This is a genomic window from Fontibacter flavus (assembly GCF_042432905.1).
GTDB classification, from domain to species: Bacteria; Bacteroidota; Bacteroidia; order Cytophagales; family Cyclobacteriaceae; genus Fontibacter; species Fontibacter flavus.
This window is the reverse complement of the sequence record NZ_JBHLWI010000007.1, coordinates 42,815-56,039: the sequence shown is the minus strand read 5'-3', so window position 1 is coordinate 56,039 and position 13,225 is coordinate 42,815. Positions and strand designations below refer to the sequence as shown.

Sequence of the window (13,225 nt, the reverse complement as noted above, 5' to 3'; positions counted from 1 at the left end):
TTACAAATATAAGCCTGAGAGGATGGCTAACAATCCCACAATGGTACAATAGATAGCGAAATAGGTTAATTTACTTTTTCTGACAAGAGAAATCATCCAGGTGCAGGCGAAATATCCTGAAATAAAGGCAGCTATAAAACCTGCTGATAGGTAACCGAAGCTATCGCCATTATAGGTTAGAGCGCCATCCATTATGTCTTTGGCAATTTTGCCAAAAATCAGGGGGACGACCATCAAAAAGGAAAACCTTGCAGCTTTATTTTTATCGATCCCAAGCAGTACAGACGTCGAAATGGTAGCACCGGACCTTGAAATTCCCGGAAGCATAGCTACAGCTTGGGATAGCCCAATAATGACAGCATTCTGGAAACTTACCCCTTTGCCCGTGTTTTTAGCTTTGTCTGCCAAAAATAATAATAAAGCTGTGACGAGTAGCATATATCCTACGAATACAACTTTACCTCCAAAAAGCTGCTCCAATTGTTCCTCAAAAAATAACCCCACTATTACGGCAGGTATCATGGATAATACAATTTTTGCAGAGAAATTTGTCTCCTCATTCCATTTGAATTTAAAAAGACCTTCTAGAATGCTGGCAATGTCTCTTCTGAAAACCAAAATGGTCGCCAATGCGGTCGCAAAATGGAGTACTACTGTAAACAAAAGACTTTCTTCCGGAATTTTCTGATCTCCTAAAATCGCAGAACCCAATTCAAGATGTCCGCTGGATGAAACAGGTAAAAATTCGGTCAAACCCTGGACAATGCCCAGAATGATCGCATCAATTATTTCCATTTAATTACTTTGATTCCGATTTGTGAAATATGGCGTAAAATTGAAAAATAAATCCAGCTAAGGTGACAATAGGCCCTAAAGTCAAACCCAAAAAGCCAAAGCCATGAGGCTCACTGTCCAAACCAATAATGATAAAACCTAAAGCAATTATTCCAATACCGATCAGCATAAGAATATAATTCTTTCTTGAAAAAGGAAAGTTTGTATTTGACATATTAATAAAGTTCGTCTAAAGACATGTTTAAATATTTATTTACAGCTTGTAAAGTACTGAACAGTGATAATAAAGCCCCGATGAGAATCAGTCCCCCAAACAGGAAGTAAAGCAGTGAATAATCCTGAAGCATGGCAAAACCATCGATATTCGCTTTGGTATATTCAATGATCAGGAATAACAATGCAGAAGCAATGATGCCGGCCAAAATCCCAAATAAGAAAGCCCTTGATAAGAAAGGCCTTCTGATAAATCCTCGTGTTGCACCTACTAATTGCATACTTCGGATGAGGAACCGTTGAGAAAATAGAGCCAGTTTAATGGTATTGTTTATTAACATGACCACCGTGAACACCAGAATAAGAATAAATCCTCCCATGACGATGGCCACTTTAGTCAGATTTTGATTGATAGAGTCTACCAGATCGGCCATATAGGTCACTTCAAAGACCCCATCTATATCCTTTATTTCATTGACTATTTCTTCAATTTGTTCAGCTGTTTGATATTCTTCAGCGATGGCAAGCGTGTAACTATCCCTTAATGGATTATCTTCCAGGAATTTGGTAAAGTCCTCACCCGTGTCTTCCAAAAAGGATTGTGCAGCTTCGTCCTGTGAGATGAACGTCACTCCGCTTTTGTCATCTTTCCTCATGATATAAGGTTTGGATTCCAAATCCTTACCGATCTTGGCCTTTTCAGCATCAGAAAGGTTTTTGTTGAGAAAAATCTGAATTTCTATATTTTCACGGATTATGCTCGTAAGAGTTTTGGCTTGTATCACAATTACCCCAAAGAGTCCAACTATAAAAAGGGATAGGGTAGTGCTGAACAGGACTGAAATAAATTTAAATCTGCCTAGCTTCGTTTTTTTTCTTGGATTTACCCTCATATTCCTATTGAATTCTGCCAAAATTAATCACCTTGACCCATTAAACCAATCTTAAGCTTGGAAATCGACCCGAATTACTTTTTTGTCTGCAATCACAAAGGCCTGTTCATTTTTTCCGCAAGCCATTCTGGCCAAACCAGTAAATCTTCCAAAAGCAGGTAATATCATTTGATTTAGAGAAACGAAATAACAGGGAAGTGTAAGTTTTTGCTTCCCACGGCCATATAGTGAAAGCCCCGGATGAATATGTCCACAAAGATTGACTTTCCCTTCCGGTATTTCTGCCAATGGCTCATGTGATAAAATCATTTTGTCAAGATGGTATGCTTCTTCATGTACCTGCCATAAATCTGAACGATAAATTACATCAGGAAGTATATCATGATTTCCTTTTATCAAATGAAAATTGATCTCGGGAAAAAGTTCTCTAAAAGATTCCAAATCTCCCCAAGTACTATTTAGCTCACTATGGAAGAGATCTCCAAGAAAAAAGAGGTGAGCAGGCCTGAAACCTTGGATCAATTGTTGGATTTTCACATAATCACCTTGATGAACCTCTTCGGGAGCAGGAATTCCCGCTTTTCTAAAATGGGCAGCCTTCCCGAAATGTGGATCAGCTATTAATAAAGATGTGTAATCGGGGAGATAAATGGCTTTCTCAGGCAGCAAATGAAAGGAAATGTCATGCCATACCAAATTATAGGTGCCCATCAAATTCAACTTCATCATGGCCTGTTTGCCCCATTGTTAAACATTTTTACTTGACTTCAAGTATTAAATGTATTATTATTCCTGAATTATAGGGCAAAAAAAGATCAATTGATTATGAAAAAAAGTATAGCAACACTTGTTCTGTTTATGGCATTAGGCTCCTTTATACTAGCGCTGGCGCAGTCCTCAGATGCAATAGTAGGTAAATGGTATAATACTGAAAAAGATGCCCAAGTGGAAATATATAAAGAAGGAGGGAAATATTTTGGCAAGATCGTTTGGTTACAAGAACCTTTTGAAAATGGTAAGCCAAAATTAGATAAGAACAATACTGATAAAAGTAAAAGGAGCAGGCAAATTATGGGCATGAAACTTTTAAGCGGTTTTGAATTTAATGGAGGTACCTGGGAAAATGGAAACATTTATGATCCAAAAAACGGGAAAACATACTCCTGTATCATTAAGAAAAAGAATGATAAAACGCTTGAAGTTAGAGGATATGTTGGGGTTTCACTGATTGGAAGAACCGTAGAATGGACAAAAGCTGAGTAATTTATCGAAAGAAAACACTTGACCGGGACTCAATTAGGGTTTCGGTTTTTTTATTCCCAAATACCCTGTGGAACGATTTCCAAAACATGGCCAAAAGGATCTTCGAAGTAAAAGCTTTTTTGATTATTTCCCCATTCCTGTTCATGGGTGATGGTAATTCCTTTAGATAGTAGGTTTGATTTGGTTTTTAAATAATCGTGTCTTCCTACCTCAAAAGCAAGGTGCTGTTTCCCCTTCGCGAAATGTGGAGGTAATTTTTCCTCTTTTGCCGTCACCTCAGGATTGAAACAAAGTAGAACAGAAGTTCCAACTCTGAAAAATATATGTCTTCCATCGACCTTGGAAATTACCGGCATTTCCAAAATTTCTTTATAAAAATTCTCTGCTAAATCAAGGTCAGAGATGTACAGACAGGATTCTTTTATCTGTGAATATTTCATTTAAATAATTTAAAAATAATCATGCTTAAGTTCAATACTCTTTTGAGGAGTAGTTAAATAGAATGTTAGGTGGGGAAAAATAAATTTAGTGGATCTTGGATAGGTATGTGGATGATTATTTTAAAATGGTTGAAGCCAATCCTTATTGATCTAAAAATACTATCAGCTGATGAATTTAATTTCAAAAACTTATCCTGAACTCCTTATTCTTCAATGATATAAATAATCAACTTTCTGCCCATGCCAAGGATTAATTTTTGGTCAGAGGCAGATAGAAAAAGGTGAATTTTCCAATTAATGGGTTTAAAGCCATAGGTTTAATTTTCAGAATTACTTTCCAGATAAAAGCTGCTCAAAATGTATTGAAGCTGCTCATATTCGATCAAAAATGCATCATGTCCTAATGTAGACTGAATTTCCCGATAGCTTCCTTTTTTTGCAAACTGTACGATAAATTGGGATTCTTCTTTCAAGAACAAAAGATCTCTGTCTACTCCAATGGCCAATATTTTGGATTTGATTTCAGAGAGCACTTTTTCAGTACCACCTCTGCCTCTCCCTATATCATGACTGTCCATAGCCTTACTCAATACCCAGTAAGTATAGGCATTGAACCGCTTGGCCAATTTTTGCCCCTGGTACCTGAGGTAGGAGGAGATTCTGAAGTTATCGAGTTTTTCTTCTTGATCGGATTGTTTCATGGCAAAGTCTTGGGGATGTCGATAGGAAATCATCGCAATTGCTCTTGCTGCCTCTAGGCCTTTTTGACCGGCTTCAGAATGAAGTTCTCCCCAGGTACTATCTGCTTCTATGGCCATTCTTTGACTTTCGTTAAAGCCAATAATCCAGGGAGAGGCTTTGGCATTAGAGGCTAAAATAATGGTGTTTTTCACTTGTTCACCAAGGAGGTATGCCCATTCCAAAGCCACCTGACCTCCTAATGAGCCTCCTATTAGGGTATGGATTTTGGTAATACCCAAATGGATTCTCAATGCTTCCAATGATTTGGCAAGATCTCTCGTAGTCAAACTGGGAAAATCATAATAATATGGATTTCCTGAACCCGGATTAGTTGAAAGAGGGTTGGTTGAGCCATAGCAAGAACCCAGTAGGTTGGCACAAATAATGAAATGTTTGGAAGGATCATAGAATTTATCTTCTCCGACCAGACCTCCCCACCAGTCCTGCACATTGGCATCACCTGTAAGGGCATGAATGACCCAGACCACATTGTCTTTTGCAGTTGTCAAATGTCCCTGTGTGGTATAGGTCAGTTCAAAACCTTTAAGTTTTTCTCCAGATTCCAGTTCCAAAGTACCCTCATGGGTATAGCTTTCTTGCGCCATTTCAATAATCAGGTAATTACTTTCTAAATTCATTATGCAAAAGGTCAAGATAACCTCTAAAATCCTTAAGGGATTATGATCCCATAAGATCAGGTTCAATCAAATGTTTAATCTATATTTTTCAGGGTCAAATACTGTCGAAAGCCTGTTGAAGATCAGCTTTGATATCTTCAATGTGCTCAATTCCTAAGGAAAGCCTCAGTAGGGTAGGAGATACTCCTGCTGCCAATTGTTCCTGTTCACTTAACTGCTGATGTGTTGTTGCTGAAGGTTGAATGATCAGGGTTTTGGCATCCCCTACATTGGCTAAATGAGAGATAAGCTTGAGCTTATTGATAAATTGGCTTGTACTTTCCTTATCACCTCTGATTTCAAAACTCAATACGCCTCCAAAGCCGTTTTTCAGGTATTTTTTTCCTAACTCGTGATAGGGGGAGGATTTTAATCCCGGATAATTTACCTTCTGGACTTTTGGATGGGTTTCTAGCCATTTTGCGATTGCTAAAGCATTGTCTACGGTACGTTGAACTCTCAGAGAAAGTGTTTCAAGCCCTTGTAAAAGCAGGAAAGAATTGAATGGACTTATTGCCGGGCCAAAATCTCTAAGACCTTCAACTCTTGCACGAATGGCAAATGCAATATTGGGCAATCCAAGTGGATTGTTTTCTCCAAACACATCCCAAAACTTCAGGCCATGATAGCCTTCTGAAGGTTCGGTAAACTGTCGAAATTTACCATTTCCCCAGTTGTAATTTCCGCCATCGATGATAATACCGCCAATGGAAGTTCCGTGTCCACCTATCCACTTCGTGGCTGATGCTGTGACGATATTGGCGCCATGCTTTAGTGGTTGAAAAAGGAAGCCTCCTGCTCCAAATGTATTGTCAACAACAAGTGGTAAATCAAACTTTCGGGCAACTGCAGCGATTCCTTCAAAATCCGGGATGTTAAACTCAGGATTACCGATAGTTTCAAGATAAATGGCTTTAGTCTTATCGTCAATCAGTTTTTCGAAGTCTTCTGGATCACCTCCTTTAGCAAACCTGACATCTATTCCGATTCTTTTGAATGCAACCTTGAACTGATTATAAGTTCCTCCATAGAGATAGGGGGTGGAAACAAAATTGTCTCCTACTTCAAGAATGTTATTAAGAGCTAAAAACTGTGCGGCTTGACCTGAAGCTGTTGCCAGTGCGGCAACGCCACCTTCCAAAGCAGCAACTCGCTGTTCGAAAACATCCGTTGTAGGATTCATGATCCTGGTATAGATATTTCCAAACTCTTTTAGTGCAAAAAGATTGGCGCCATGCTCAGCTGAATTGAAAACATAGGAAGATGTTTGGTAAATAGGGACAGCTCTAGAATTGGTGGTAGGGTCAGGCGATTGGCCTGCGTGAAGCTGCAAGGTATCAAAGTGATAATTGGACATGGTGGTAAAAGATTTGAAGTGAATAGAAAAGGTTAAACTATATCTAACAAGATAAATAGAAATGACTGTAAGCCATAGAAAATTACATACACATGTAATTCAGTGCAATTACATAGTGGCCTGATAAAACTGATTCTTTTGGAAAGCGTCTTTGTAAATTCATAGCGATTAGAATTTATATTTCCAGTTGACGATACTATCAACCGGCAGGAATTGGCACCTTGGATTTTCCAGGTTGCCAGAGGGTCATAGAGCCTGTCTCTCGCCTCTTCTTTATAAATCCCCGCACTCAAAAAGTGAAAGGATAATGCAAATTAAAGAGGTACTTTTTGGATATGCAAGGTCTTCAATAATTATTTTATTAATGAGGGGTTAAATGTGAAAAATTGGCATTTATTTCGCTAGAATTGGTATTAAATTATACTTCGAATACTTTATGAAAATGAAAACCATGCAGTCTGAACGTAAAGTGTTTAGCTCCAGTATTTTGTCGAAACCTGCCACATCTCTAATGATGTTTTTATTGCTCTTGGTCTCTTTGACCAGCTGCCTGGATGACGATCTATCTCTTGTTTCTGAAATCCAACAGGATTTTGAAGGCATCACAAAGGTCGAAGTTGAAGGTGATTTTCTAGATGTGGAATATACCGGAGTGTCCGGCGTACAAAATTTGAATCTAGATGTTGCTTTATTATCTAATTCAGCCAAGAAGTTTGAAGTGGAATACAGGGTGATAGGCAGTACACTCAGAGTATTTGTGTCGACCAACAACAGGTTGTTCAGTGGAAGTGCAAAAGGAGAAGGAACTATCAAATTGACAGGACCGAGAAATATGCAATTGGATTTGGAGGTCGATTCTGGAAAATTGACAGTACAAAATGTCGTGACCACCTCTTCTGAATTTGAAGTTGAGTCTGGAGAATTATTTTTAAGGAATGTCACCATTCCAAATTTGGAAGTCGATATTGCTTCAGGTACTGGATTCATGCAAGATATTGTCGGCAATATAATGGTAGATCTAAGTTCCGGAAAACTAGAAATGCTTCAAGTAGAAGGGAATATTGAAGCTGAAGTCGCTTCAGGAGAGATCCTCATGAAAGATGTGAATGGATTTGCTAAAGCCAATACCAGCTCTGGGAAAATAGAAATGAACAATGTGAAATCAATTGGGGAGATTTCAGTGTCTACCGGTCAACTATTTGCAACCAATTCAGGGCTGAGTTCTCAGACGGGATTAAAAGCAACTTCAGGTAATATTTATATTCAGACGTTCAGTAACCTTAGGTCTTTCAATTACAATATTACCACAGGAAGTGCCGGATCAGCAAAGGTAGGGGATGCCCAATCATCAGGATCTTTGAACATCAATAATGGAGCATCCCAAACCATCAGGGGTGAAGTGACCTCAGGTAAAATAGAAATTGTCAATTAAAGACCTTCTCTACTTTTACTGCTGTTCCTGCAGCAGTCACCATGAGCATTCCGTCACGGATAGTTTCATAATCCAGGTCAATACCGATGACGGCATTGGCGCCAAAGGCTTTGGCTTGCATTTCCATCTCTGCCATAGCCGTAGCCTTGGCTTCACGCAATACCCTTTCATAGGCGGCAGATCTTCCACCGACGATGTCGGTAATACTGGCAAAGAAATCCTTGAAAACATTGGCTCCTATGATTGTTTCCCCTGAAACAATGCCTAAATAGGCCGTTATTTTGTAGCCTTCGAGTTGGTTTGTAGTGCTGACTATCATACTTATAAATACAAGAAAAAACCGCAGTCAAAATTGGCTGCGGTTTAAACTTACTTAGCTTTTAATTCTTTTCCAAACCTGGCGATCTTTCCAGGAATTCCTGGTACAATTTGATGTGCCTGTTGCTCATTGGAACTCTGTATCCATCTATGAATACGTGTCTGATTTGGGTTTTGGTTTCGAAAGGATCTCCGGTAGCTACCAACAAGGTGGCATCTTTACCTACTTCGATAGAGCCCATTCTGTCCGCTACGCCAAATACCTCAGCTGCATTGATGGTTACTGCTTTAAGTGCTTCTTCTTTACCCATACCATAGGCAGCTGCAAAACCTGCATTGAATGGTAGATTCCTGACATTCTCTGCATCGTTGGTTCTGATAACAACTTTTACACCGGCTTTTGCCATTTTACTTGGATTGGCATAGGCAGCATCAAACCTGTCGGACTGTCTTGTTGGGATAGAAAGCATGGGCCCTGTAATTACAGATAAGTTTGCTGCTGCAATTTTATCAGCAACTCTCCAGCCTTCAGCTACTCCTGTGAGGATAGCTTTAACATTTTTGGACTTGATCCAATCGATGGCCGATAAGATATCTGTAGCTGCATTGACTTCCACCAAAAGAGGGAGTTCACCTGAAATTACCTTTGCCAATTGCTCCATTTCAGGATAATACTGAAGTTCGGCTTTTGCTTGCTGCAGTTTATAGAAGGTCTCCGCCTTAGCCCAGATTTCATTCAGGTTTTTTTGTGCAGCATCAGCTTCTTTCTTGATATCCTCATCACTTCTTCTGTCCCAAGTACTTCTACGGGCTGAGGATGGAAAGTTAAGGACAACACCTTTGAATCCTGCATACATTTGATCAGGTGTATAACCATTCAAATTGATAAGCGCGGCGGTTCCAGGAAACAGTCCGCCGGAAGGGGTAGTCAAGGTAGTGGTTACACCGCTAACCCTCGTCACAGGGATAGCCACTGAGTTTGGATTTACCGCTACAAGTGCCTGCATATTTGGTGTTACTTGCCCTATCTCGGCAAAATCCTGGGTCTCTGCTACTGAATTGACCTCAACCAAGCCAAGACGGCTACCTCCGTCAAATAGGCCGGGGTAAATAAACTGACCTGTGCAATCAATGATTTCTGCATCACCGGCAGCAAGGTTTTTGCCTACCCCAGTGATTTTTCCGTTGTCGATCAGAACACTTCCATTCTCAATTGTCCCCTTGGTTACAGTGACAATAGTGGCATTCTGAAGGAGGAATTTACCATTCCTGGGCTTGACAAACTCACCATCAAACTGTGCATTAGCATAGAAAGGCAATACTGTCAACAGGAAGGCATATAGAATAAATTTTATCTTTTTCATGATCATGCTTTTTAAACTTTGAGCTGGATTTTAGTGAGAGTGATCAAATAAACTCCTACCGAAATTGGTAAAGAAGAAATCCACCCCATGCATACACTTGTGGTCATGTTCTTTGAGGAATATAGGCTCCACAGCTTCGCTTGCACTTACTTTAAGTCTCATATCATCGCTGTCTTGATTGATGTCGAAGTACTTAACCCCGTCCACAAATGTCATTTGAGGAATTGCATATACTGACAATGGGTGTTCATTGAAAATCACCAAATCAGCTTGTTTGCCTTCTTCAATAGATCCCACTTTATCAGCAATACCCAATTGTTTGGCTGGGTTGATGGTAATCAAAGCCAAAGTCTGCTCATCATTGAGCTCTCCGTAGCGTTGTGCCTTTCCTGCTTCATGATAAAGGTGACGGATCAATTCACCTGAATCGGAATTGATGGAAGTAATCACACCATTTTCAGTTAAGATAGCTGCATTATAAGCTGTGGAGTAGTACACTTCAAATTTGTATGCCCACCAATCTGCAAAGACAGATGCACCCATAGTATATTCTGCCAGTTCGGGAGCTACTTTAAAGCCTTCATTTACGTGTGAAAACACAATGTTTTTGATGCCAAAATCTCTACAGGTATTGATCAATGCATAAATCTCATCAGCTCTGTATGAGTGACAGTGGATTATTACTTCTCCATCTAGGATATCCACCAAAGTCTGTAATCTGCTATCATAATTAGGAGGAACAGGAGTTGCACCTTTCTGTTTGAGTGCATTTTCGTATGCTTCCCAAGTTTTCTTGTATTGTATAGCTTCATTGAAACCATTTCTGATTATTGCTTCCACCCCCATTCTAGTTCTAGGCTGTATGCCATTACCACGTCCATGGACCCTGGTCGGATTTTCTCCAAGGGCAAACTTGATGGTTCTTGGTGCTTCCTTCATATAAAGGTCTTCCGGATTCGATGTTCCATAGCGGTGCTTTAGGGTGATATTTTGTCCACCGATGGCGTTGGCTGAACCGTGCATCGCGTGAGAGATAGTTACCCCTCCTGCCAATGCTCTGTAAAGACCTATATCATAGGGATTCACTACGTCAGCCATTTTGACTTCGGAAGTGATCGGTGCAGTTGCTTCATTTACTGCGTCCAATGCTACGTGTGAGTGAGCGTCAATGATCCCCGGCATCAGGTATTTTCCACTTGCATCGATTGTTTCTATGTTTGCAGCACGTAGGTTTTTACCTATTTTTTTGATGATACCGTTTTCTACCAAAACATCAGTACCCTCTAAGGTCCCGTTGGTCACGGTAAGAACTGTGGCATTTTTGATCAGTACAGAGCCTTTTGGCGTCTGCGCCTGGGTATATATACAACCCATCATCAAAAAGCCGGCAAGGATATATTTTATCTTCTTCATTTTTTTAAGGATTATTGGTTGAGTTGGTTTGGCTTTTTATTAGCATTCAAAGGAAAGCTACCGAAGTCAGCCAATGACATACTTCCAGTGAATTCATCTCCTATGATTTCACCGGAAACATTCACTTCCAAAGACATACCTCCCGCGTTGACATTGAAGGTGAAGCTAAGGTTGTTTCCAGATAAGACAATATTGTTCATATCAGATTTAGCTTTTCCATTGCCGGCAGGATTATCATAATCAATTGAACCCTTATAAGTATCTCCTTCTTTTTTGATGCTCATCACTCCACCTGAGCTGCCTGCTGGGGTATCAGAGGTGTATTCCCATGTACCTTCAATGTTAACTGCACCATTGGCACCATTGGTACCATTTCCATTCTTTTTGGTTTTAATTTCATAATCGAAAATGTAGCCATCAGCGACAACATGCTTGATCTGTGCATCTTCAGAGAAGATAGGTGCAGTTGCAATTACCATATTGGCCAGCTTTCCTTTCTCCAGGGTACCGGCAAACTTTTGTATTCCTAAAATCTGAGCATTGTTGACTGTAAGTGCAGCTAGGGCAGCATCCTCGCTTAAACCATTGGCAATCATGGTACGGATATTTTTGAACATATCATTGCTTTTGCCACCAATAGAAGTGAATCCAAACGGAATACCGGCCTGCTCCAATACAGCAGCTTCTTTCAGTATATGTTCATAGGCTTCTTTTACCCTTTGGGTTCTATTTTTCATCTCTTCAGACATTTCTTCTGTTTTTGCGTTGGCTGTTTTGTCATTAGGTAATCTGAAAGAAAGTAATACTTGAGCATTGGCAGCTTTGATGTCGTTTACTACGTTATGTAAGTCAGTAGCTCCGCCCAAAACCAAACGGAAGCCATTTTCTTTTTGTAGGCTTAGTGCTCTGCGGATTTCCAGATCATTGGATACTTCAAAAATGATCGGAATATTTTTATCCAATACCGGGTAAAAGGCTTCTAGGGTCTTATTGATTTCCGGTCTGTTCAGTCCTGAATTAGAGGCAAATAGTCTATTGTGTCTTGCTGATAGTTCCGCATTTTTGTATAAGTCACGGAATTTGGCCATAATGCCCAGTTGAGTACCGGGATACATGCCTCTTCCACCACCTTGTGCTCTGAACCGAGCGCTCATGGCAGTGTTTTGGGCAATGATATTGGTTGACTCTTTTCCGCCGTACACGACAATTGCTGATTTACCGGGAAGCATCCCACCTTCAGGAATAATCTGCGCAATGGTAAATCCGACTTTTCTCCAATCAGTAATTTGATTGTTTTTTGAATCGAAATTATCCAAAACATTTCTCCAAGGTGTAATTCCTGCAATCTCATCAGGTGGGTTGGACGGGTCAAAGTTTGATGGTCTTTCAGGATCAGCAGGACGGCCGACTCCGGCAGTGCTTGCACCATCGATAAACCCTGGATAAATAAATAAAGAATCGGCATCAATAACTTGAGCCTCCACAGGGATTATCAGGTTACTTCCGATTCCTTCAATTAAACCGTTTTTGATTAATACAGTTGCTCTGGAAATGGACTTTCCAGGGGATGTAATAACAGTAGCATTTTTAATGGCATAGGTCCCGGTTACCCTTCTCTCGGCTGTTGGATCGCTTTGGGCAAATCCAGTTAAAGAAAAGAATAACGCCAAAATAAGTAAGCTACTGAATACCTTTGGATTGAAGTTGATATTCATGTCTGTACAGATGATTTTAGAATTTTTTATGACTAGTAAGCTAACAAAAGAATTTTTTTTGAAAAAAGTTATTTTTTTTAAATGCCTTATTTGGTTAAGAACGGCAATTAATTTTCTACATAATGCATTTCTTTTTGTTTGTATTTTTTGATAAAAAATTTATACAATTTTAAGGTGAATACCCCTTGTTTTTTATCTTTTTTAATATTTATATTTATCCCGCTTAATCACTCTAACTTATCTGTTTATGAAGAATATATTGGTAATTGAAGATGACAAGTTGATATCCAGCTTGGTTTCTTTCAGATTGAAAAAGGAAGGTTTCAATATCACAGTAGCCGTTGATGGTAAAGAGGCGATGAAAAAAATCGACTCTTTGAATCCTGATATGGTCATCACGGATGTGATGATACCTTTCCATGATGGAATTGAAATTATACAATATTCCAAAAACAAAAGGCCCAATTGTCCGGTGATCGTCTTAAGCTCTATGGGCGAAGAGGAAGATACTGTGGTCAGGGCATTTCAGCAGGGGGCTTCAGATTTTGTTCCTAAGCCTTTTAATCCGAATGAACTGGCTTTTCGGGTTAAAAGATTGATGTAG

The 13,225-nt window shown here is 39.6% G+C and carries 14 protein-coding genes and 1 riboswitch; of the genes, 3 read left to right on the top strand and 11 right to left on the bottom strand.

The window, feature by feature from the left end:
- From ACFFIP_RS03720 to pdeM, 4 genes are read right to left on the bottom strand one after another with little or no spacing between them, the layout of a single operon-like run.
- Positions 1-795 (bottom strand): undecaprenyl-diphosphate phosphatase, encoded by a 795-nt coding sequence (locus tag ACFFIP_RS03720; RefSeq protein WP_382386218.1) that lies wholly within the window; start codon positions 793-795, stop codon positions 1-3.
- Between the two features lie 4 nt (positions 796-799).
- Positions 800-1,009, bottom strand: coding sequence for a DUF3098 domain-containing protein (locus tag ACFFIP_RS03715; protein WP_382386217.1), 210 nt, complete (start codon positions 1,007-1,009; stop codon positions 800-802).
- 1 nt (position 1,010) lies between these two features.
- A complete protein-coding gene (locus ACFFIP_RS03710; protein WP_382386297.1) occupies positions 1,011-1,901 on the bottom strand; it encodes a cell division protein FtsX in 891 nt (296 codons plus the stop codon).
- Between the two features lie 51 nt (positions 1,902-1,952).
- Positions 1,953-2,630, bottom strand: coding sequence for a ligase-associated DNA damage response endonuclease PdeM (pdeM, locus tag ACFFIP_RS03705; protein WP_382386216.1), 678 nt, complete (start codon positions 2,628-2,630; stop codon positions 1,953-1,955).
- A 96-nt stretch (positions 2,631-2,726) separates the two neighbouring features.
- On the opposite strand from pdeM, the gene ACFFIP_RS03700 reads away from it, so the two are divergent.
- Positions 2,727-3,164 carry a DUF2147 domain-containing protein gene (locus tag ACFFIP_RS03700; RefSeq protein WP_382386215.1) on the top strand — a complete coding sequence of 146 codons (438 nt, stop codon included), beginning with the start codon at positions 2,727-2,729 and terminating at the stop codon, positions 3,162-3,164.
- 50 nt (positions 3,165-3,214) lie between these two features.
- Here the strand turns inward: ACFFIP_RS03700 and ACFFIP_RS03695 are convergent, their stop codons facing one another.
- The 3 genes from ACFFIP_RS03695 to ACFFIP_RS03685 all read right to left on the bottom strand — a co-directional run bounded on the left by ACFFIP_RS03695 (position 3,215) and on the right by ACFFIP_RS03685 (position 6,379).
- A complete protein-coding gene (locus ACFFIP_RS03695; protein ID WP_382386214.1) occupies positions 3,215-3,604 on the bottom strand; it encodes a VOC family protein in 390 nt (129 codons plus the stop codon).
- 317 nt (positions 3,605-3,921) lie between these two features.
- Positions 3,922-4,983 (bottom strand): homoserine O-acetyltransferase family protein, encoded by a 1,062-nt coding sequence (locus ACFFIP_RS03690; RefSeq protein ID WP_382386213.1) that lies wholly within the window; start codon positions 4,981-4,983, stop codon positions 3,922-3,924.
- Between the two features lie 94 nt (positions 4,984-5,077).
- Positions 5,078-6,379, bottom strand: a complete 1,302-nt coding sequence (locus ACFFIP_RS03685) for an O-acetylhomoserine aminocarboxypropyltransferase/cysteine synthase family protein (RefSeq protein ID WP_382386212.1) — start codon at positions 6,377-6,379, stop codon at positions 5,078-5,080.
- Between the two features lie 172 nt (positions 6,380-6,551).
- A riboswitch (SAM riboswitch) is annotated at positions 6,552-6,661 on the bottom strand.
- A gap of 169 nt (positions 6,662-6,830) precedes the next feature.
- Here ACFFIP_RS03685 and ACFFIP_RS03680 point away from each other — a divergent pair.
- Positions 6,831-7,811: a DUF4097 family beta strand repeat-containing protein gene (locus ACFFIP_RS03680; RefSeq protein ID WP_382386211.1), complete on the top strand. Its 981-nt coding sequence runs from the start codon at positions 6,831-6,833 to the stop codon at positions 7,809-7,811.
- On the opposite strand, the gene ACFFIP_RS03675 is transcribed toward ACFFIP_RS03680, so the two are convergent.
- From ACFFIP_RS03675 to ACFFIP_RS03660, 4 genes are all read right to left on the bottom strand, one after another.
- Positions 7,804-8,130, bottom strand: a complete 327-nt coding sequence (locus ACFFIP_RS03675) for a YbjQ family protein (protein WP_382386210.1) — start codon at positions 8,128-8,130, stop codon at positions 7,804-7,806. The genes ACFFIP_RS03680 and ACFFIP_RS03675 overlap by 8 nt on opposite strands.
- 61 nt (positions 8,131-8,191) lie before the next feature.
- Positions 8,192-9,493, bottom strand: a complete 1,302-nt coding sequence (locus tag ACFFIP_RS03670; protein ID WP_382386209.1) for an amidohydrolase family protein — start codon at positions 9,491-9,493, stop codon at positions 8,192-8,194.
- 30 nt (positions 9,494-9,523) lie between these two features.
- On the bottom strand, positions 9,524-10,906 hold the full coding sequence (locus ACFFIP_RS03665) for an amidohydrolase family protein (protein ID WP_382386208.1): 1,383 nt from the start codon (positions 10,904-10,906) through the stop codon (positions 9,524-9,526).
- Between the two features lie 11 nt (positions 10,907-10,917).
- Positions 10,918-12,621 (bottom strand): amidohydrolase family protein, encoded by a 1,704-nt coding sequence (locus tag ACFFIP_RS03660; RefSeq protein ID WP_382386207.1) that lies wholly within the window; start codon positions 12,619-12,621, stop codon positions 10,918-10,920.
- A gap of 247 nt (positions 12,622-12,868) precedes the next feature.
- Between ACFFIP_RS03660 and ACFFIP_RS03655 the strand changes: the two genes are divergently transcribed.
- Complete coding sequence (locus ACFFIP_RS03655) at positions 12,869-13,225, top strand: response regulator transcription factor (RefSeq protein WP_382386206.1); 357 nt, start codon at positions 12,869-12,871, stop codon at positions 13,223-13,225.

What these genes read in the sequence shown, in the direction of transcription:
- ACFFIP_RS03680 (WP_382386211.1), top strand. Translation starts at nt 6,831, where the DNA reads ATGCAGTCTGAACGTAAAGTGTTTAGCTCCAGTATTTTGTCGAAACCT.
- ACFFIP_RS03715 (WP_382386217.1), bottom strand. Translation starts at nt 1,009, where the DNA reads ATGTCAAATACAAACTTTCCTTTTTCAAGAAAGAATTATATTCTTATG.
- ACFFIP_RS03665 (WP_382386208.1), bottom strand. Translation starts at nt 10,906, where the DNA reads ATGAAGAAGATAAAATATATCCTTGCCGGCTTTTTGATGATGGGTTGT.
- ACFFIP_RS03700 (WP_382386215.1), top strand. Translation starts at nt 2,727, where the DNA reads ATGAAAAAAAGTATAGCAACACTTGTTCTGTTTATGGCATTAGGCTCC.
- ACFFIP_RS03670 (WP_382386209.1), bottom strand. Translation starts at nt 9,493, where the DNA reads ATGAAAAAGATAAAATTTATTCTATATGCCTTCCTGTTGACAGTATTG.
- ACFFIP_RS03675 (WP_382386210.1), bottom strand. Translation starts at nt 8,130, where the DNA reads ATGATAGTCAGCACTACAAACCAACTCGAAGGCTACAAAATAACGGCC.
- ACFFIP_RS03690 (WP_382386213.1), bottom strand. Translation starts at nt 4,983, where the DNA reads ATGAATTTAGAAAGTAATTACCTGATTATTGAAATGGCGCAAGAAAGC.
- ACFFIP_RS03660 (WP_382386207.1), bottom strand. Translation starts at nt 12,621, where the DNA reads ATGAATATCAACTTCAATCCAAAGGTATTCAGTAGCTTACTTATTTTG.
- ACFFIP_RS03710 (WP_382386297.1), bottom strand. Translation starts at nt 1,901, where the DNA reads ATGAGGGTAAATCCAAGAAAAAAAACGAAGCTAGGCAGATTTAAATTT.
- ACFFIP_RS03655 (WP_382386206.1), top strand. Translation starts at nt 12,869, where the DNA reads ATGAAGAATATATTGGTAATTGAAGATGACAAGTTGATATCCAGCTTG.
- ACFFIP_RS03685 (WP_382386212.1), bottom strand. Translation starts at nt 6,379, where the DNA reads ATGTCCAATTATCACTTTGATACCTTGCAGCTTCACGCAGGCCAATCG.
- ACFFIP_RS03695 (WP_382386214.1), bottom strand. Translation starts at nt 3,604, where the DNA reads ATGAAATATTCACAGATAAAAGAATCCTGTCTGTACATCTCTGACCTT.
- pdeM (WP_382386216.1), bottom strand. Translation starts at nt 2,630, where the DNA reads ATGATGAAGTTGAATTTGATGGGCACCTATAATTTGGTATGGCATGAC.
- ACFFIP_RS03720 (WP_382386218.1), bottom strand. Translation starts at nt 795, where the DNA reads ATGGAAATAATTGATGCGATCATTCTGGGCATTGTCCAGGGTTTGACC.